The following is a 20,742-nucleotide window of genomic DNA, read 5'->3' on the forward strand; positions in this document are numbered from 1 at the left end:
AATTTACACGCCTGAGTTGCTTATCTTGCTTCGTTGTATTGGATTCAATCCAGCTTCTGCTCACAGAAGAAACCGATTCAATCGTTCAGTTTTGGGTTTGGGTTTGAATTTCTCTGCGTTTCCAGAGTTTGAAAATGGCCGGGATCACCAGCAGGGTCAGAATCAAAGCCGATGCCATACCGCCAATCATCGGGGCAGCAATGCGCTGCATCACTTCCGAGCCGGTGCCGGAACCGTACATAATGGGGACCAGACCAATAATGACGGTACTGACGGTCATCATCACCGGGCGAACCCGCAATCCGGCGCCTTCGCGGATGGCATCGGTCAGATCTTCCGGCTGCAACGATTGCTGTGTTTCTTCTGCCTCCAGCTTGCGGCCATACCAGGCCTGATTGAGGTACACCAGCATAATCACGCCAATTTCGACCGCAACCCCGGCCAGCGCGATAAAGCCGACGCCGACCGCAATAGAAAAGTTGTAATGCAGGACATACATCAGCCAGACACCGCCGACCATCGCTAACGGCAACGTCGCCATAATGACCAGCACTTCACCGAAGCGTCGGAAGCTGAAATACAGCAGCAGCACGATGATCATCAAAGTGATCGGCGTCACCACGCTCAGCCGGGCTTTGGCCCGTTCCATATATTCGTATTGCCCGGACCAGGTCAGGGAGTACCCGGCCGGCAGGGACAGTTCTTCCGCCACCACTTGCCGGGCTTCGGCAACGTAGGAGCCTAAGTCGCGGCCTTCGATATCGACAAACACCCAGCCATTTGGTCGTGCATTCTCGGTTTTGATCATCGGCGGGCCATCTTCATAACGGATGTCCGCCACATCTGCCAGTGCAATACGGGCACCGTTCGGAGTCACCAACGGCAGGTTCTGCAATTTGACGACGGAGTCACGATAGTCCTGCGGATACCGGACGTTGATCGGATAACGCTCCAGCCCTTCAATGGTTTCCCCGACATTCATCCCGCCGACAGCCGACGCGATCACTTGCTGAACATCCCGGATGTTCAGGCCGTACCGGGCCGCCTGTCGGCGCTTGATATCCAGTGTGACATAACGGCCACCCGCGACCCGTTCAGCATAGACTGAGGCCGTGCCCGGCACCCGGTTAAGCACCGGTTCAATCTGAGCACCAATCTGCTCGATGGTTTTCAGATCCGGTCCGGCAATCTTGATCCCGATGGGGGTTTTGATCCCCGTTGCCAGCATGTCAATCCGGGTTTTGATCGGCATCACCCAGGCATTGGTCAGGCCCGGAAACTGAACCAGCGCATCAAACTCCTTTCTCAGGGAATCTGTGGTCACACCTTCCCGCCACTGATCCCGGGGCTTCAGTTGGATCACGGTTTCGATCATGGTGAGGGGTGCTGGATCGGTCGCGGTTTCAGCGCGGCCGATTTTGCCCCACACGGTGTCCACTTCCGGCACGGTTTTGATCAGCTTGTTGGTCTGCTGAAGCAACTCGCGCGCCTTCCCCACGGAGATCCCCGGATAGGTGGTCGGCATGTACATCAGGTCGCCTTCATCCAGCGGCGGAATGAACTCACTGCCCAGTTTTGACACCGGGTAATAAGCCGAGGCTAACAACGCCAGTGCCACCACAAGTACCGATTTCGGATAGTTCAGGCTGAGGTTGAGCAACGGGCGATACAAGGCCACCAGCCCGCGGTTCACCGGGTTCTTGTGTTCGGGCAGCACATGGCCGCGAATGAAGTAACCCATGAGCACCGGCACCAGCGTAATCGCCAGACCGGCCGCAGCGGCCATGGCGTAAGTTTTGGTGAAAGCCAGTGGCGAGAACATCTTGCCTTCCTGCCCTTCCAGCGCAAACACCGGCACAAAGCTCAGAGTGATGATCAGCAGTGAGAAGAACAGTGGCGCACCGACTTCCTCGGCCGCTTTCCCGATCACCTGCCAGCGGTTTTTGTCCGTGAGGGGCGTCCGTTCAATGTGCTTGTGCACGTTCTCAATCATCACGATCGCGCCATCCACCATGGCACCAATGGCAATCGCAATCCCGCCCAGCGACATGATGTTGGCGTTGATCCCCTGCCAGTGCATCACCACGAAGGCTGCCAGAATCCCGACCGGCAGACTGAGCGCGATCACCAGGGATGAGCGGATATGGAACAGAAAGAGCGCACAGACAATAGCGACCACGATGAACTCTTCCGCCAGTTTCTGCCATAAGTTGTCAACGGCGGCGTTAATCAGCGTGGACCGATCGTAGGTCGACACAATCTCCACCCCGTCCGGCAGGCTGCGCTGAAGTTCGGCCAGCTTGGCTTTCACCGCATCAATCACCTGACTGGCGTTTTCGCCGTAGCGCATCACAATCACGCCCCCGACGGCTTCCCCTTCACCATTCAGCTCGGAGATCCCCCGCCGCATCTGCGGGCCGATATTAATGTCAGCAATATCCCCCAGCAGTAAAGGCGTGCCTTTCGCCGTCACTTTCAGCGGCAGTGCTTTGAGATCGTCAACCCCGGTCAGGTAACCGGTCGTTCTGACCATATGCTCGGCCTCGGCCACCTCAATGACCGAAGCACCGGTTTCCTGATTGCCGAACTGAATCGCCTGATTCACCTGCTGAAGCGTCAGATCATAAGCACGCAGCTTGGCCGGATCGATTTGCACCTGATACTGCTTCACCATGCCACCGACCGTGGCCACTTCAGACACCCCGTTCACGGTTTGCAGTTCATACTTCAGGAACCAGTCCTGCAGACTGCGCAGTTCTGCCAGATCATGCTGACCGGTTTTGTCCTGAAGCACATAGCTATAGACCCAGCCCACCCCGGTCGCATCCGGACCGAGTGTCGGTTTGGCGTTTGACGGCAGTTTCGGCGCGACCTGACTGAGATACTCCAGTACACGCGAACGTGCCCAGTACATGTCGGTATCATCGTTGAAAATGATATACACGTAAGAATCGCCGAAGAAGGAGTAACCCCGGACCGTCACCGCACCCGGCACCGCGAGCATGGCTGTCGTGAGCGGATACGTGACCTGATCTTCTACCACCTGCGGTGCCTGTCCCGGATAACTGGTTTTGATGATCACCTGCACATCCGACAGATCCGGCAGCGCATCCACCGGGGTGTTTTTGACGCTGTACAAACCACCCAGCGTCAGAAACAGTGTGGCGATCAGCACCAGAAAACGATTCTTCAGCGACCAGCGAATCACAGCCCCGATCATTGTTCACCCCCTGCTTTTTCTAGCTGCAAAAGAGTGTATTCACCGCCATTGCGGGCGATCAGAAACCGAACGGTCTGACCTTCCGAAAAAGCAGACAGATCAATGCCGTCACCGACGGTGAAATTCATTTCACCCGGCTGCCACGACCACGCCGGAACAGCCGGATAAGACAGCGTGATCATGCCGAAGTCGGCCATCAGCATAGAAATATCGCCCGTCACCCAGACTTCACTGGCGAGTGCCTGATCCTGCACTTTGTAATCCATGATCTCGTACTGACCTGCATCGGTTTTGGCAATCTCAAAATCCAGTGCCTGTCCTGTTTTCAGATCCGACATCGCCAGCGTGTCTGCCAGGGTAAAATTCATCACCATACCCGGCCAGTTCCATTCAGGGACCGGCTGGTGATTGATGGTCAGCATCCGGTGTCCGGCCATCACTTCCGTAATTTCTCCGGTTGCCCAGACACTTTCCTGCGCAGCTTCAACCCCGTTGATCCGCGACAGATCCGCACTTTGGCTGGATTCTGAATCCAGCAGGAAGTGTGCTGAAGTCACCACACGATCCTGCGATGTCAGTCCCTGTCTGACCTCAACACTGCCGTTGGCTTCACGGCCGGTCTCAATGCGTGCGGAGCGATATTTGCCTTCACCTTCTGCAAGCACCACACGGGCCATCCCGCCGGAACGAATCACCGCAGAAGCCGGAACCGTCAGCACGGCATCCTCGGTCACCGGCTCAAGGGTGATATTGGCAAACATGTTCGGCTTCAGCTCACCGGCTGCATTGTCGAAGGTCAGCCGCATTCTGAGTGTCCGCGTCTTGGGATCGAGGATCGGATAGACATAATCCACGTTGCCCTGCCAGCTTTTTCCGGGAATGGCATCCAGCCGCATGCTGGCTTGACTGCCCTGACGGATCCAGTGGGCCTGACGTTCGAACACTTCCGCATCCACCCAGACGGTATTGAGCGGACCGGCACTGATCACAGCCTGCGCCGGCGACAGGTATGCACCTTCCCGGACATTCAGTGTCGCGATCACGCCATCAGCCGGTGCTTTGATTTTCACCGTCTGAACCGCTTTCCCGCTTCGGGTAATCGCCCGGATCTGTGCTTTATCAACGCCCAGAGAGACCAGCCGTTCGAAAGCACCTTTCATCAGGCCATCCCGCTTGGTCCGGTACGCATTAAGCAATTCTTCCTGTGCTTTCACCAGTTCCGGAGAATACAGCGTGAACAACACATTCCCCTGTTTGACCTGTTCACCAACAGCATTGATATACAGCTTTTCAACCCAGCCGCTGACCCGGACGTTGGTCTGCCACAAGTGACGCTCATCGAAAGCGATATACCCCACAGTCTCAATCCGGGGAGATAGCGGCTGCAAAATAGCCTGCGCGGTTTTCACACCCAGATTATTTTCGACCGACGGATCAATCCGGACCGTTCCCGGCTTGCTTTGCGTGCTGCCCGTGTCCTCTTCGTACACCGGAATCAGATCCATCCCCATTGGCGACTTTCCTGGCTGATCACGTTTGTAGTTCGGATCCATCGGTGCCACCCAGTACAGGGGTTCTTTCTTGCCGGGTTGTGTGGCCTCACTGGCATTGACGGTCATGGCGTGCTGATTCAAAAACTGGCTGCCCAGATAGCCCAGACCGCTGCCGATCAGGAGTGCCAGCACGGTGATTGTCATTGTTTTCATTGTTGCTCTCCTTGCGAATTCAGTCTGTAATGCCTGGGGTCATCAGCGACGGTGCAATCGCCCGTAACGCCGGACCACCCAGTAACAAAGCCAGATTGCTGCTGGTCTGGTTCAGGTCGGTGGTTAAACGGGCCATTTCAATTTCCAGCGCCAGCACATCACTGGCTGCGGAAATGACATCGCTGAATTGTGCGGCGTTGTTCTGATAGCCCCGCTCCACCGCTTTGGTCCGCGCTTGTGCCTGCGGCAATAAGCGAGACTGATAGCGTGTGAACCTTTCCTGCTGATTCACCCGATCGGCAATCAGCGCATTCGCTCTGGCGTTCATCTGAGCAAGAAGGAGATCTTTCTGTGATTTGGCCGCACCAATCTGATACTGGGCTGCGGCATGCTGACGATCTTGTCGATTGTCGGTAAACAAGGGTAAATCGACGGTGAGATAGGCGCTGAGCAGATCGGATGCCGGTTCACCTTTCATGTTTTTTGCCTGTCGGTAGGCATACATGACTTCAACCCCAAACTGAGGCTGATAGGCTTCTCCGGCAATGTCGGCTTGTGTCTCACTGGCTGCAATGGCCGTGTCGGCCACCTTCACCATGGGGTGCTGATTCAGCAAAGCATAATACTGATTCGGCTGCGGCTGAGATTGCAGCAAGGTATCCAGATCCTGCCAGTTCAGGCTGTTCGTGGCAGTGAACGCGGTGGTTTCTGAAAACCACGCAGATCCCAGCCACTCCGACATCTGGGCACGCAGCTTGCGCTGCATCTGCTGGTTGGCCTGAATCTTATCGTCCAGTTTGCTAACCTGAAGCTGTGCCTGCAGTAAGTCCTGCGCTTCATTCTGACCCACCGAATAATTGGTCTGAATAAATCCGGCCAGCTCTGACATCAGTCGCTGGTTTTCCCGCAACAGTTGTTCTGCCTGTTGCTGATAGCCAAGCTCCAGCCATAACTGAGTCAGGCTGTTCGCGACTTCCCGCTGTCTGACCTGACGCTGCCAGTCGACACCGGCTGCCTGCTGGCGTATCTTGCGGGCCTCAAGTGTCAGGATATCGCCCCGGGCAAACTGCTGCATCAGCCCGACAGAAATATTGGTCATGGGGTCTTCGTCAAACTGAAAACTATCGACAGGCAACCCGCCGACGCCCACTTTCACTTTTGGGTCCATCTGGGTGGCACTGGCGATCGCCGTTTCCCGCAGCGCATCCGACTGCGCGGAAAGGCGTTTCTGACTGGCATCATTGCTGAGTGCCAGTGTAATCAATGTGGGTAATGATACGGGCTGCGAGACGGCCTGAATTGGCCGCACTGTCGTTTCCGCCGCCATCAACGGCGACGCCAACAGCCCGAGCGCACTCAATGAAAGTGCGAGTAAGCTTGATTGTCTTTTCACAATGAAAATCCACTTTTGGTACTGCCGGAAACCGGCAGAACAACAACCATCACCGTTGGATTGAAATTACGGTGACACGACGTTCAAAAATGGATTGAAACGATTGGAGGGCGAAACAATGACTGAGCCGTATGTACCGCAGAGACAACAGGCTCTGCAGGCCGCAACGCGAACCGGCTCTGGTGAGAAGTAAAGGAATAGTACGCGGGCAGAACGAATGATGTGCCACAAGCAGCGGTACAACAAGTATGCATGCTCTGGTCATGCGGACAGCCGGCTTCGGGCTGCTGCGCAGTACTTTGATGGTCAGCATGGCTGTTATGAGGCATTTGCGCACATGGGCTATGATCGGCAGACATGCTGTGACTGATCATGGCGTCACTGTTCATCGCGTCACGGATCATGCTGAACGTCATCACGGATGTGCTGTTCGCCACACCGGACACAATCAGCGCCAGCGCAGTGAACACAGTAAACCACATTGTCCGAACAGATTTCCGACGCATAACCAGCCTTCAAGAACACAATCCCGGCCACCATAAAGCTTTCCCTTAGGGGAAGGTCAATATTGATGGAACAATCTATATCAAAAATATGCGACAGATAAAAAAGGTCAATCAGGAAAGTGACAAACCCACCGACATTTGACGTTTGTCTCAGGGGTGCAACAAATACATGTTCCTTAATCGGCGGGCTATCCTGCTATTCATATCTGACAAGGACAACCACCTTCAGAAAAAGCCTGCCTGGCTCAGCAATGCGTTTTCTTTCGGGTGACTGTCCCGGTTTTTACTGGTTGTGATGACTCAATCGTCACGACTGTCATCCAATGAACCGATCACATCAGGTTCTCTCTTCGACAAGCTCTGCGACAAGCTCTGCGACAAGTACCTATGGCACTTCTCAATTGAGAAGCAAAGTCAGAGCCGGTATGAGCACCTCAACGCCATAGACATTGACGGTGACAGTATCAGCACCTGAACGCCGTGCGCCATCGCTCGCAGTTAAAGTGACGCTGTAGGTTCCTCGGCTTAAATATTGATGTTCATAAACAGGCACAGAGCTTGAATCCACATTGCCGTCCCCTAAGTCCCAGAGAAAATCCAAATTGTCGCCTTTAGGGTGATAACTGCGGCTTGCATCCAGCGTAACTTTGTTTCCAAGAAATGCTGCGTATGCTTCTTGGCTGAAAATGACGACAGGATCAAGGTCATAAAACTGCCGAACCATTTTGATATCGGTTGCACTCAACTGACCATGGTTATTATATCTGGGATTACAGTAGTTCATCACCGAGTCTTTATCCCAAGGACCGATGAGTATATCCCCATTCGTTCCCTGAGGAGCGTCTTTACAACTATCGGGGGTATCTGGCCGATTTTGCTCATGAGCAAAACCCAGCGCATGTCCAAATTCATGAACCGCGATCACTTCGGAGCACCATTGCCTGTTAAATTTACAAGCATCACCGCCCCAATTGTTATAAGTGAAATTCAGGACCATGCCGTTACGATAGCCATCAAGATATCTTCCTAATTTTTTTACATGAGGTCCTTTATCCTCGACACTGATACGAATGCCAGAACTAGACCTTTGGCATTGACCCCAACCATGGAATGAAACTTGTGAATGCTTTTCCCAGGAATTATGAATGGCACTTCTGACCCACTCCCGCTCAGCGCTCGTTGACTGGCCAAAATTTTCCCAGCAAACCGGGATATCATTGTATTTCCATATAGATGACTTGAGCGGATAGCCTCGCGAAATGTCCGCGCTAGCCTTATTGAATAAAAGGAATGGCGAAGCTAGCGCAATCAATATCGTGAATTTCTTAAGCATGTTAAAACTTTTCCTTGTAAGTGAGTTGAAAGCCATAGCGATAATTTCAATGCCATCACAACTGATGATGTGTGTTTTCAACACAAGAGGACAAACCTGATGCCATTGAATTCTGATTCCCCAATGACCTCAAAGCCCAGCCATCATATTCAGTTATGAGACGAGTTTCATTAAAAGACATATTTTGGGTTGCATAAGTGTGCTTTGGGGCAAAGTTCTGAGGCGATTGAAAAAAAGCTGAGCGGTCAGTCATACTCAAAGGAAATACATTATCGGATATCTGCTCATGCGCAAATGGTCCATCCCCACCTGGCTGGTGGTCGCAACAGGACTGTTGCTGAATATTATCTCCGCGCTCATGACGAATTTCTTCATCGACGGTGCCACGATGGATGCCGGTCAGTTGATCCAGCAACAAAGTAACAATGACAAACTGATCAGCCTGACCTGGCAGCAGATTGAATCGATCGAGCGGAAACGGGAAGTCACCCTCTCGTTGCTGACCCTGAGTCAGTCCAGCCAAACACTGCTGCCTGAGCCGGTACAGAATGAGTTACTCCGGGAATTGCACGCCTGGCAGGAAATGAGATTTGAAGCGGTCACAGTCGAACACTTGCCCGACATCATGGCTGCGATGAACCGCGAACAGGAACATCTCAGAGAAAAAATTAATCAGCTCTATATCGAGAATCTCTCGCTCGGGGAACACTATACCGAACTGATGTCTGATATTTCCGGTCTGAGAAATCTGGCGCTTTTTCTGCAGGTCATTGGTCTTGCCATGGTCCTTGCCCGAGATTTAAGCCGAAAACAGGATTTACCGTATCAATGAAAGCGCCTGCCGATCCTGAGGACTCATCCCAGGAACTGACAGGCTTATCGTTGATGTGAACTCTGAGAGGATTCAGAGAAGATAATTCAGGACAGCCAGAGTCTGGCTAGAATGCCCACCGGAGTGGTAAAACCACTGGTGACAGATTCCACCTTGCCGTGACGAACGATAAAGATCGTCGGTGTAAAGGACACACCCCATTCCCGCCCGAGGACATGTCTGGGATCATTCACATTCGAAAAATCCAGTCCGTTATGCTGAAAGTACTGCTGTAACTTTTCGTCCGTGCCGGATGTAAGCGATATCCCCACCGTCGGGTAATACTGGCTCAACCAGTCGACACTTGGCGTCACAAAACGACACACGCCGCACCAGGTCGCCCAGAAATAGACGATCACCGGCTGTTCCTGACTCAGGGCGGCAACATCAACCTCCTGCCCGTTGATATCTACAGCTTTCAGGGTAAAAGGATTGTTGTCCGGTACCGACTGACTGCGCCACAGATCCACACCCACCGAGACGACCGTCAGCAACACCAAAAAGACAACCCCTTCCCTGAGCCATTTTTTCCAGCGAACGGATGTTGTCACCTTGTGTTCAGTCATGATGAATGCCTCCCTGAGCCTGCTGAATCGCCTTCATGACATCATCGCTGGTATAAATCACAGGTAATGCAATCCCTTCCGGGGCACCCGGCCCATAAACGATATTAAACGGCACACCAAACCGGCCGTTTGCCTGCAAATACGTCGTCACTGCCTGATTCGGTACTGTCCAATCGCCTTGCATCCGCACCAGTCCGGGCTGCTGAAGCGCATCATAAACCGGCTGCTGGAGTAAAACACCTATCTTGTTTGCTTTACAAGTGATACACCAGTCTGCGGTCACATCAACAAAAACTGTCTGACCCTTCGCAACCTGCGCACTGATTTCTGTCACGGATAAGGGCTGCCACGTCAGCTCCGGCGGTAGCGGCGTCGCCCATTTCTCGGCAGTCAGGCTACCCGTCAGTAAAACAGCGGCCCCACCGAACAAAAAGAGGCTGACTGCGATCCCGACAGGTTTGCGACCATACACCCGCGCCGAACGCCAGATGAGCCATCCCACGCCCAGCAGACCACTCAGCCAAAGCAATCCGATCGGCCAGTGTGCAGCCAGCAGTGTCAGAAGCCAGAACGACGTCACCAGCATCATCAGCCCAAACAGAACTTTCATGCGCCCCATCCAGGCTCCCGGCTTCGGCAACAGCCGAACCAGAGCCGGAAAGCATGCAATCACAATCCAGGGCAGCGCCATGCCAATCCCCAGTCCGGTGAAAATCACGCCAAGGTGGATCAAGCTCCCTGCCAGTGCAAACGCGACCGCTGTTCCCAGAAACGGGGCAGAACAAGGGGTCGCCAGAAACGTCGCGAACATCCCCTGCATCACATGGCCGCCGTATCCGTTGCCATTTCGTGTCCCCATCCAGGTACTGAGTGATGAAGGCAGACGGATGTCATACAGGCCCAGCATGTTGGCACCAAACACAAAGGTGATCAGAACCATCAGTGTCAGGAATCCGGCACTCTGGAACTGGATCCCCCAGCCGATCGCCTGACCGGAAAACTTCAGCGCAGCAAGTGCCAAGGCAATCAGCCAGAAGGCACTCAGAATCCCGACCGACGACGCCAGAAACTGTCCTCGAATCTGACGTTTTTCCTGATGCTCAGCCGTCAGAATTGTCGAGAGCTTCATGCCCAGCACGGGCAACACACAAGGCATAAAGTTGAGGATCAACCCGCCCAGCAATGCCAGTCCGAACATCACCAGCACACTGCCCTGCGATGAAGCACTCACCACGCCGGCTTGAACTGTGACCGACTGCTCTGCCAGCAAGTTGCTATCAGCGACTGTCAGCGTCATAGCCTGATCGGTCAAATCCGGTTCACCGAACCAGCTTGAGACTTCAAACCTGGCTGTCAGTTGCTGGCCATCCACACGCACAATCGGCTTTGCAAAACTGCTGTCTTGCACGGCCTCGGTTTCACCGTCCACAAAGACATCTGGCTGCGCCCAACCCTGCGTGTTGTTCATCGCCACCTGCAACACTTTTTGGGTCGCATCCCAGACGGCAGTCACATTGGTCACAGACGCAGATGTCTGCGGCACCTGACTCAATGCCTGTGCATAGCGGCGCATGTCGGGTTCAGAGGGCGTCAACTGCGTCGGAATAAACGACAGATCAATCGGATAATCGGTAATCACACACACTGTCGAGCATGAAGACAGACTCAGCGTCGCCAGAAACAGAACCGGCTGAGTGAAGTCATTCACGGTCAGGGTCATCGGGAAAATCACATCTCCCGCATAACCAATGGTTTCCACACCAAGTACATCGTAGCGCTGCGGCACAGGCCAGTGCCACGCCAGATCAGCAAGATTATCGGCGTCCTGCCAGTTGAGTTTGGGGGCAACGCCACCCTCACCGGGTGATCGCCAGTAAGTTTTCCAGCCGGGCTTCAGCCTCACTTCAAGATAACCGGCAACCGTGCCTTTTGCGGGTTCGGTCTGTCCGGTTAAAACGAACCGAGTTTCGACCGGGGGATGCCTCGGATCGCTCAACCAGCCAGTACTCACCGGCGCGGCCTGAACCAGCGACACGAACAGGAAACTGAACCACAACCCACAGTGGCGAAACAATCTGAAGCTTCGTATTGATTTTCTTTGCATTTTTCTACCTTATGAATGAATAAAGACCCAATAACCAGCGACGTGCTGGCAGATCAGTGAGTCATTCACGGAAAGTGCAAAGCTGAAGGTGAATCCGCCGTTTCGGGACTTTGGGCTCCCGAAAGCACGGTGGTGAGATCCGGCTCGCTCCAAACAAGCCAGCAATCAGCAGAATCAGGAAAACAGCGGGCAGGAACACGAAATCATGGAGCTGAAATTTCATTTGTATCAGCTTGGAAGATAATTCGCAGGTGCCGACATCAGCTCCGGGAGCCTCATGTTCAGCCGTCTCTGTCGCCTTAACTTGTGAGTGCAGTACCGACTGCTCCGGACACAGAGACACCGCCCCGATATTTTTCGTCAGGCACACAAACATCACCCAGGCCGTCAAAACGAACGCCCAGTATACGAATGGCTGTCGACGAAAAAAATAAAGCATCTATGGTTCTATCCGTTAGTTCGATGCACCCTTTGACACAGAGACACACCGTCAGTTTCAACACGTCGCGAAAAATATCATGTTCTGGTCGCGGAAGATAACGGGCAGAATGTTACAAGGCATGTCGTATGCTCAAAAAGCAGGATGAAAAGGACACAGGAGAATTAGAGAGAATAAGGACAGGCACATGAGGAGACGCCCCAAATCAGTACTGAAATCAGATTTTCTTTAGGGTGTCGGTCCGGATAATTCTAAGTCATTTTATATAAAATGCATTTTTTTCAGGAACATTTTTGATAATAGACACTGTTGGAATTAAATTATTGTTTTTAGCAAAATTAATATCTCTTTCACTTTCATCATTAATTGTAAACACAGCAAAAGATTGAACCGTCATCCCTAGCAAGTTTGTCGCTTCAGTTTTATGAGCTTGATACTCACCAATATATGTCACTTTATTAGATTTTATTTCAAATGGGATAGAAAAGTTCTCTCTAGCTGACCATGATACATCTTCGTTAGCTTTTGAAACGCTCCAATTCACAATTTCGTACCGCCCAGGTTTCATTGTTTCAACTTTAATAACTCCATTACTATCTTTATCATCAAATTCACGTTCACTTTTGTAAAAAATATTATTCTGAAAGTAGTTAACTCTTCCAAAATCACCTTTTTCTGACTGAAAATCAATCGAATAAGCACCATATTCTGTGCCGTCAGAAGCTGATATTGATAGTATCAAATAACCTTGATCTTGAGATTGATAATTGAACATATCGTATTCATGTAATGATGAACAAGCTGAAATCAAAGAAGCTAAAGCCATGGTCAACACAAATTTAATTAATTTCATTTATTTCTAAAACCCTAATTTAAATAATATATATATAACGGATGACAGTGAGCACTCCCTCATCAAACTTTGTCACACTTGATGAATCTGATTCCAAAGTGCTAGAAGTCCATCATAGCATTATTTACAACGATTGATATTCTTTAGACTGACTGTCCGAATATTTAAGAATTATTTTCCAGCTCATTTTTGACCACGTCAGCCAACTGTGCTCGATCTACACCCATGACCTGAAAGGTTCTGGCGACGACCTCATGTTCCAAGTCAGCCGTCACACGAATGCCATGCCCCCTCGCCAGAAGATGATGAAGACAGACACATTAATAAGTGCTTCAAGACTTTACTAAAATCAGTTTCTCTTTATGATGGTGTCGGTCCCGGTATTTGCTCAATAGCAAAGCCAAGCGCATATCCGAACTCATTCACAGCAATCATTTCGGAACACCATTGTTTATTAAATTGACAATAAACTCCCCCCATTGTCACAGGAGGCGTTTAGAACCATGCCGTTACCATATCCGTATTTCAACAACCTGACATTCTTAATACCGACATTTATCTACAGAAGTTAAGAAAAGCAAAAACATTGTGAATGTCTAGCAAGAATGCCTAACTTCCTTACGATTAACTCTCAACAGTGTCTACCACAAATCAATATACTCATGTATCGTCCAACGTCTACAACAAATCACGCTCAACTGATGTTGTGAAATAACGCTTAATCACCGCCGCCACAACCACCATCACCACCAAAATCTCCGGTACCATCAGAACTGCTACCAGAACCATATTCGATTTCAAGTGCGCTGAACGTAAATTCTGTTTGTCTGCCAAACACAACTTCAGAAATTTCCCGTCTCATTTGGTGATAATCATGGTTTGTTTCTGTTGAATGACATATTTGAGAGAACTCTCGGGGAGAACAATACATAGCATAAACATAATAGTCAGATGATGAAATATTGTCACTTGTCCCCCGTAATCTCTGTCTGCTTAAAGCACGATCAACCTGAGACCTAGAATAATATTTCTTTTTACCATATCGTTTCTTTAAATCGACTGGTAGCCTTTTTGCGTATCTTTTTATTTTTCTATTTCTAAAAAAAAGTCCAAACATAATGAGACCCTATTGAAATTTTACGCTCTGCTTCAGTGCAAGTCACACAGAAAATACGCTTCTGCTATGCCATAATCACCTCAAACACTTCAGAGGAGTTAACTTGAAATTTTACTTGAACCTTCAAACCAATGATTTGATACTCTGACGGCAATCACTTTCCCTTGACAGCAAAGTTCATGTTCTGAATACACATCACAACTAAGCGTCATCTTATTCTCACTCACACGTTCAATGACCGCTACTAATTCAACAGCTTGATCAATTCGGACGGGTTTAAAAAAACTAACCTCTAACTTTCCGGTCGCATACCATACAGGTTCGCCATTACCAATGTCTCGGTTTAGCTGTTGATAGCCTTTCGCAATTTCTGTGCATATACAATGGCAATCAATGATAGTTGAAATAATCCCGCCATTTAACCACTGCGTCGGCCCTGCGCTGTGGTGTGAAGAAGGCACAAACGTACAAGCCGATTTATCCTCTTCAATCCAGTAACTTTTAATCTGTAAACCGAGTCTATTGTCGGGTCCGCAACCAAAGCAATGGTTATTCGGCACCTGATCCTGAAAATATTTACCTTGCTTCATCCTTACTCCTAACAGTTAAGCCCTGACGAAAAGACGAACAATACTGTCACCAAAATTCAAACATGACACGATGACATTTGAAAAGCAATGATAACGATGGGAAGAAATATATACGCATTCATTGTGTTCAATGAACACCGTACATATCGGCGAACACAGCAAAATACACAAAAAGCAGCGCTGTATTTTCTGCGAACAACCAGGGTGTAAAGTTCATTCAAAACGAACAGCTTATCAGTCCTTTAACCTGTTCATGAAAACGGCGAGCTGTGCTGCAAAAGCGCGCTGATATGTAAGACGAGCTTCGCCACGGGCGACGTAAGCTGACAGGTTCGGATATTCATCCAAGATGCACGACATTTTCAGCCTCAGTAACACCGATATCATGATCAGGTCTTCAACGCTGAATCCACCATCCAGCCACTCAGTATCGTTCAGGTATGCAGGATTATAAAGACAGGCACCTCAAGACTATATTTATGGTGTCTGTCCCGGTAGTTCAGCACGAAGTATTTTCATACCAAAGCGTTTGATTTTCACATCATAAACTCAAAACAATTTTGGGAGGAGTTTATTACAGAAGTATTAAATGGATGCGATGACCATCAGTGGCTGTTTAAGCCAGTTTTCAATGACCAAAAAACAATACTGAAGACTTAGATGAACTGATAAAGATATTTAACGATTTAGGCCATCAAAGTCTTAAAAAATAATTATTTATGTAATTAATTTGTCTCTACTATCGTACATGCCGATATCGGATAGTTTTAAACATAAAACCATTATCGGCTAAGCTTCTTTTGAATGATTTTCCGGTGATTCCCATTAGGTTAAATTCCCGATGCGCCAATAACTAAAATCCCCAAAAATAGTGCAATTACGCCGAACAGCCTTAACCACCACAAGTAAAATCGCTTAAAAATCAGGTTGGCGATAAACAACAAAATACTGAATAAACCAACAACCACTAACACACCGGTTATAAATACTCCCGGCTCACCACCATAAAAATATTGACGGATTTCATCCGGAATACGTTCCCAGAAAAATATTACTGTAAGCAGAATGCCAACACCTGACAGACCAAGAGTTAACCCTGCAACTTCAATTTTATACCACATACTTTGTACCGATTAACGAATAACACAGATTCCCCTCATCTTGCTTTGCCATACTTGGAGAGTCTGATTCCTAAATATTGGAAGGCCACCATCTCTCAATCTATCTATGATCTTGATTTTGCCAAATACAGCTTCAGTATCCACGGCGAGGATCCTCAAGGCAAGCTGTTTATCCACTGAACTGCGATACAAGAATCGATTACAAGAACAGATACCTCAAAACTTTTGACATACAAATTTCCTCGCGTGAAATCGAACGCCTCAGACAAGCGCAACTTTTAAATCGGCTAAAATTTGAAGCAAAGTAACGAAAGAGCCTACTTAAAATTATGCCATTGACTTGGCTTGTGCGTTTAATATTACGCCAACACTAGTGAAAACACACTTAACCAAATCAATTGAAAACCATAAGAGAAACGTTGGTGAAGACCAGGGTTACTTTGATTTTTCACTGCTTTAGCCATTGCGAACAGCGAATAAACCGCAGCGACAACAGACACAATTGATAAAATACGAAAGTACAGTGGAATAGTTTCAGTCGTTGGACTAATCGCAATTAAAATCGGCGCTACAACGAGCGAAAGTAACATGATAACCCCAGCGCAAGAATGTATTTTGCAGTTCAATGTCGGATTTTTTGTAAATGGATCAGCATCCATTGGGAAATAACCAGCCACCCATGTCCCGATACCATGAGCAACAACAAACCAACCCGCGATATTAACCAAAATTGATACACTTGGAAGTTGTGCCAGATACCAACCAAAAAAGCAAAATAGGAAACCGAGGGGATAGTTATTAATCAAAGGAGACAATTTTTCAGTTGGACTACCCGTCGCGCCTAACTCACTACAAAATTGTTTCGAATGATCGTAACCAGCATACAATCGGCCAGCTATGTAAACACCAACGAAAATCCAAATTGTTGCAATTAACCCTGAGTAGACTGCAATACTTTCAAACATCACCAAACTTCCTTTGCAAACGCACGAATAACACAGACTCCTCTCATCTAGCTTTGCCACACTTGAAAAGTCTGATCCCAAAATCCTTGGAGGCCACACCCTGTCACAACCAGTTTATGGTATTGATTTAGCCAAGCATTATCTCAGTATCCACGGCGAGGATCATCAAGACAAGGTGTTGAACCACAAAACAATATCGCGATCAAAAGTCCTTGAAACTTTTGCAAAGCGACTGCGATGACAAGGACTAGCGCCTCAAGACTGAATCTCTTTATGGTGTCTGTCCCGATATTTCGTTGTTAGTTTCCATCGTGGGTACCAATTTCGTACTCTGAAAAACCAGCAACAATCAGCTCAAGTGATTCATCGCAACGTTGGCAAAGAGACCTGAAATGAATTTTATACTCGCCAAACTCTTTCAAAACTCGTTTGCTCTCACTGGCGGCTTCAGAGCCCCATCGATGACCTCGAACTAGAGACCTCAAGTTATGCAGTTCATGAAAAGGACTCATGAGATCATAAGCATGTTCCTCCTCGAACCCTAACCCGACTAAACAGACCTCCAGTAACTTTAACTGTCTCATCGTCGCTGATGGTTTTTGACCTAAATCTACAGCTTTTGCCTTTAGCCATTTCTGATTAAGCCCTTCAACAACCAGTTGATCTAACGCCATGATTTCGTTTGCCCATTCATCTCTTGATGCAGTCACCGGGTAGTGAACTTCCTCAATTTGATCAGTATTTGGCAAATCCCACCAAGGGCATTTCGTTTCAATAAGTTCACGCAACCTAGATTTCAAAGCCGGAAGGGCATCATATTCGTCATGCCACTGGCCTTCAAAGTCAGTCGTGAATGCTCTTTTTGACAGCCCTGCTTTTGGCGGTTCATTAAACTGCTTCCAGTGCAACTGTTCTTCATAGGGAAGTTGCCGCAAGTCCACAAGATATGTATGTACTTGGCCCGCGTCGTTGATATCGTATGATTTTAAATACCAAGCACCACGGCAAGTTATGGAACGATCTTCCAGAGTATATTTCTGACGATCAGCTTTGTATTTAGAAAGCACTTCAGGTCGAAAATAAGCAGGGCTTAGTTCAAAAGGAAGATCTGATTCTGTGAAATAGTTTGCTGTCGCACCGGGCGCGCAAGATATTTCTGCTATTCGATTGTTCTTCCAATCTTGAGCAATGAAGCTAGCATACTCTCGTTGGTCGTCATCAATTCCCCAAGTTTCTGAACGAACTGAAGCAGCTGATATTCTTGGCTCGATTAACTGTACCCCACGCGAGTAGCTACCAACCCCAGGTTGAACCGTTAGTCGCATGGCTATTCCGTCGTGCTGGGGAAGATGCCGTTCGTCTCGACCATTTCCCCACCCCGAGAAACTCCCTTTTCGATACCGCGTAAAATCAAACATTCTTAAAAGCTTCGTTCGGGATGCTGCGTAATATTTATCCAACACGTTAGCTTTCACTAGGATTGCCCGACCACCTTTGAGATCAAGTACACTTATGCAATCCTCGACATCTCCGTGCTGATCTAACCTACACCATGCATTTCTTTCACTAACGTAGTGAAGGTCCAGAATCTGTGTTATCTCCTGGTTAACTTCAAAATAGCTGGAGTTGCTAGTATGGCCCTCAAATGAACGTCCAAATATTATTTGAGTTGCGGCTTTTAAAACTTCGCTTCCTTCGGACTGACAAGGCCTTTCAATCCAAACATCTTCGTGGCTAGCTACCAGGCTCCATCCAGAGAAAGGATTCGAGCGCCAGCCCATAAGATCATTAGCGTGATCTTCGAGATTTATGTTATCTGGCACCAACAGCGCGTACATATAGACATGGTCAAGGCTCGCATAAACCAGGACATACTCATCCTCCGCCTCTTCGGAAAGGAACGGCAGAATGTCGTTCTGACTACACCATTCGTCAAATGCTTCCGAATCAGTCGGAGCCTGCGAAATGGCTATCAATTTTTCAGGGTTCAGAAGATTCATATGCTTACCAAGGAAACTAACGAATGACATGGACTACCCCTACTCAGACTTTGCCACACTTGGAAAGTCTGACTCAGTAATCACCGGAGGCCACCATGTCACAATCTGTTTATGGCATTGATTTAGCCAAATATAGCTTCAGTATCCACGGCGAGAATCATCAAGGCAAGGTATTGATCCACAAAACAATCACGCGGTCTAAAATTCTTGAAACTTTTGCCAATATGCCACCCAGTCATCATCTGCACACTCTTTAAAGTGACTGTCTCAGTAGTTCATTCAGAACCGAAACCATAAATGATTATAAGGACAGGCACCTCAAGACTATATTTATAGTGTCTGTCCCAGTATCTTTGCTGACATCGACTGGATACAACAGTGCCACAACAATAGATGTTAATGCTGCTATCAAGCCCAGCCAATACAAATAGTGATGCATAGTGCGACGAAATAAATTATCGGCCGATTTACCAAAACTTATCCAATTCTTGTCCGCAGTCCATTTAACATTAATATGAGATGCGATGAACCAGCTCGCGTGGGCACCAGAAAATAGATAAATAACTATCATGATCAACAATCCAAGCTTAAAGGACGCCTGTTTTTCAAGACTAAGACAAGTGGCAACAACAGACATGATAGGAGGCGTTGCCAAATAGAGTCCTAAATGAAACTTTATATAGTCATAGAGTAAATCTGACTTTTTCATTTCTTTTTGATTCATAGAAATATTACACCTATCAATTAATCTTAGAACCAAATAAATTACATCCCCCCCTCATCAGGATTTATTACACTTGGGAAGTTTGGCCCAAAGAGATTACAAGGACAGACACCACAAGAATTTACTTGTAGCTTTGGCAAACATACTACGCGCTATCATCAGCATGGAAGGTTTTGGGCTTCTCACTAAGGAATCCGTAAGCTATCTAATGGTGGCTGTCCCGTTACTTAGCCCCGATATTTAACGTACACCGTTAGTAGAAATATAACCTTTAGCGGCATACTCTTTTAAAACAGATTCTTTTTCCACATTCAGTCCTTTACTCTTGGCTAAGCCAGCATTTTTTCTAACATCAAAGTCAAAATCAGGAGCTAAACCAATATCAGTTACAGATATTAACCCTGGGCGTTTATCGAAGTTTGCATTATTACTAGCAGATTCACTACTTTTTTTCTTCTTAAACATAGCTACCAATTGAGATTTTGATTTATTCATATATCCTTTATTGGTAGTAACATATGAAGCATTAAGTTGATTTGAAAAGAATATTATTATATCGCGCTGTGACATTTTGAGTTCCTCGAGTTGAATTAACACTAAACATTAACACATAATAAAACAGAAGACTTTACTGAAATCAGCTTCTCTTTATGGTGTCTATCCCGATATTTCCCTAACTGTTGTTTCACAAATCAATCACGAGTTCTAAAATCATTGAACTTTTACTAACATACCACCCAGTCATCATCTGCACACTATTTAGCGTGACTGTCCCGGTATTTCTGACTGTCCCGGTATTTCCACTGGGGCCGGGCTGGCCGACCTGCACAAAGAAGTAAAGTAAAATATGAAAACCCAGAACCGGGATCAGGCTCAGCAGCATCCACCAGCCTATCCGGCCAATATCGTGTAACCGCTAATCGCAGGACAGGCACCTCAAGACTGCATTTCTTTATGGTGTCTGTCCCTATAATTCAAGATAATGATATTAACTATTGAGCGTCCATCTCAGGGCGAGTTATTAGTTGCCATTTTATTGGCAATTAATGAGGGAAGTAGCTAACACTCAATCTACGTTTTTCTCTAGAGTTTGTTGACTGATTTCAGCCCAACCATTTGCGTGCATTAATATTTTTGATTGTGCCCAATTACAAGGACAGACACCTCAGACTATTTAAAATCATGATCTTATGAAAAATCGGCATTACGTTATTGTTACATATTCTTAATTATT

Annotated in this window: 18 protein-coding genes; 1 reads left to right on the forward strand and 17 read right to left on the reverse strand. The window is 48.1% G+C overall.

The window, feature by feature from the left end:
• Positions 1-85: 85 nt before the first annotated feature.
• From EA58_RS01010 to EA58_RS21235, 5 genes are all read right to left on the reverse strand, one after another.
• Positions 86-3,220, reverse strand: coding sequence for an efflux RND transporter permease subunit (locus EA58_RS01010; protein WP_036747841.1), 3,135 nt, complete (start codon positions 3,218-3,220; stop codon positions 86-88).
• Positions 3,217-4,926 carry an efflux RND transporter periplasmic adaptor subunit gene (locus tag EA58_RS01015; RefSeq protein ID WP_036747844.1) on the reverse strand — a complete coding sequence of 570 codons (1,710 nt, stop codon included), beginning with the start codon at positions 4,924-4,926 and terminating at the stop codon, positions 3,217-3,219. Before EA58_RS01015 ends, EA58_RS01010 begins: the two co-directional genes overlap by 4 nt.
• Positions 4,927-4,945: 19 nt before the next feature.
• Positions 4,946-6,253, reverse strand: coding sequence for a TolC family protein (locus tag EA58_RS01020; RefSeq protein ID WP_081819515.1), 1,308 nt, complete (start codon positions 6,251-6,253; stop codon positions 4,946-4,948).
• A 149-nt stretch (positions 6,254-6,402) separates the two neighbouring features.
• Complete coding sequence (locus tag EA58_RS21495) at positions 6,403-6,825, reverse strand: hypothetical protein (RefSeq protein ID WP_152547893.1); 423 nt, start codon at positions 6,823-6,825, stop codon at positions 6,403-6,405.
• Positions 6,826-7,222: 397 nt separating this feature from the next.
• Positions 7,223-8,158 (reverse strand): PKD domain-containing protein, encoded by a 936-nt coding sequence (locus EA58_RS21235; protein WP_152547894.1) that lies wholly within the window; start codon positions 8,156-8,158, stop codon positions 7,223-7,225.
• A 286-nt stretch (positions 8,159-8,444) separates the two neighbouring features.
• Between EA58_RS21235 and EA58_RS01030 the strand changes: the two genes are divergently transcribed.
• Positions 8,445-8,990, forward strand: coding sequence for a hypothetical protein (locus EA58_RS01030; RefSeq protein WP_036747849.1), 546 nt, complete (start codon positions 8,445-8,447; stop codon positions 8,988-8,990).
• Positions 8,991-9,076: 86 nt separating this feature from the next.
• Here EA58_RS01030 and EA58_RS01035 read toward each other — a convergent pair whose 3' ends face one another.
• The 12 genes from EA58_RS01035 to EA58_RS01085 form a co-directional block, all read right to left on the reverse strand.
• Positions 9,077-9,595: a protein disulfide oxidoreductase gene (locus tag EA58_RS01035; protein ID WP_036747851.1), complete on the reverse strand. Its 519-nt coding sequence runs from the start codon at positions 9,593-9,595 to the stop codon at positions 9,077-9,079.
• Positions 9,588-11,699, reverse strand: a complete 2,112-nt coding sequence (locus EA58_RS01040; protein WP_051641820.1) for a protein-disulfide reductase DsbD family protein — start codon at positions 11,697-11,699, stop codon at positions 9,588-9,590. Before EA58_RS01040 ends, EA58_RS01035 begins: the two co-directional genes overlap by 8 nt.
• A 61-nt stretch (positions 11,700-11,760) precedes the next feature.
• A complete protein-coding gene (locus EA58_RS01045) occupies positions 11,761-12,138 on the reverse strand; it encodes a hypothetical protein (RefSeq protein ID WP_036747853.1) in 378 nt (125 codons plus the stop codon).
• 256 nt (positions 12,139-12,394) lie between these two features.
• Positions 12,395-12,991 (reverse strand): hypothetical protein, encoded by a 597-nt coding sequence (locus EA58_RS01050; protein WP_152547895.1) that lies wholly within the window; start codon positions 12,989-12,991, stop codon positions 12,395-12,397.
• Between the two features lie 718 nt (positions 12,992-13,709).
• The gene (locus EA58_RS21500; RefSeq protein WP_152547896.1) at positions 13,710-14,108 is read right to left on the reverse strand and encodes a DUF6559 family protein; all 399 of its coding nucleotides are present in this window, start codon (positions 14,106-14,108) and stop codon (positions 13,710-13,712) included.
• Between the two features lie 98 nt (positions 14,109-14,206).
• Entirely contained in the window at positions 14,207-14,698 is a 492-nt protein-coding gene (locus EA58_RS01055; protein WP_036747857.1) for a PaaI family thioesterase, read from the reverse strand.
• An 830-nt stretch (positions 14,699-15,528) separates the two neighbouring features.
• Positions 15,529-15,819 carry a hypothetical protein gene (locus EA58_RS01060; RefSeq protein WP_036747860.1) on the reverse strand — a complete coding sequence of 97 codons (291 nt, stop codon included), beginning with the start codon at positions 15,817-15,819 and terminating at the stop codon, positions 15,529-15,531.
• 359 nt (positions 15,820-16,178) lie between these two features.
• Positions 16,179-16,784 carry a DUF998 domain-containing protein gene (locus tag EA58_RS01065; RefSeq protein ID WP_036747862.1) on the reverse strand — a complete coding sequence of 202 codons (606 nt, stop codon included), beginning with the start codon at positions 16,782-16,784 and terminating at the stop codon, positions 16,179-16,181.
• A 299-nt stretch (positions 16,785-17,083) separates the two neighbouring features.
• The gene (locus tag EA58_RS01070; protein ID WP_152547897.1) at positions 17,084-18,784 is read right to left on the reverse strand and encodes a hypothetical protein; all 1,701 of its coding nucleotides are present in this window, start codon (positions 18,782-18,784) and stop codon (positions 17,084-17,086) included.
• Positions 18,785-19,085: 301 nt separating this feature from the next.
• Positions 19,086-19,508, reverse strand: a complete 423-nt coding sequence (locus EA58_RS01075) for a hypothetical protein (protein ID WP_152547898.1) — start codon at positions 19,506-19,508, stop codon at positions 19,086-19,088.
• 240 nt (positions 19,509-19,748) lie between these two features.
• The gene (locus tag EA58_RS01080; protein WP_036747868.1) at positions 19,749-20,078 is read right to left on the reverse strand and encodes a hypothetical protein; all 330 of its coding nucleotides are present in this window, start codon (positions 20,076-20,078) and stop codon (positions 19,749-19,751) included.
• A gap of 115 nt (positions 20,079-20,193) precedes the next feature.
• Positions 20,194-20,412: a DUF805 domain-containing protein gene (locus EA58_RS01085; RefSeq protein WP_152547900.1), complete on the reverse strand. Its 219-nt coding sequence runs from the start codon at positions 20,410-20,412 to the stop codon at positions 20,194-20,196.
• Between the last annotated feature and the right edge of the window lie 330 nt (positions 20,413-20,742).

Source organism: Photobacterium galatheae, assembly GCF_000695255.1.
Classification (GTDB): Bacteria; Pseudomonadota; Gammaproteobacteria; order Enterobacterales; family Vibrionaceae; genus Photobacterium; species Photobacterium galatheae.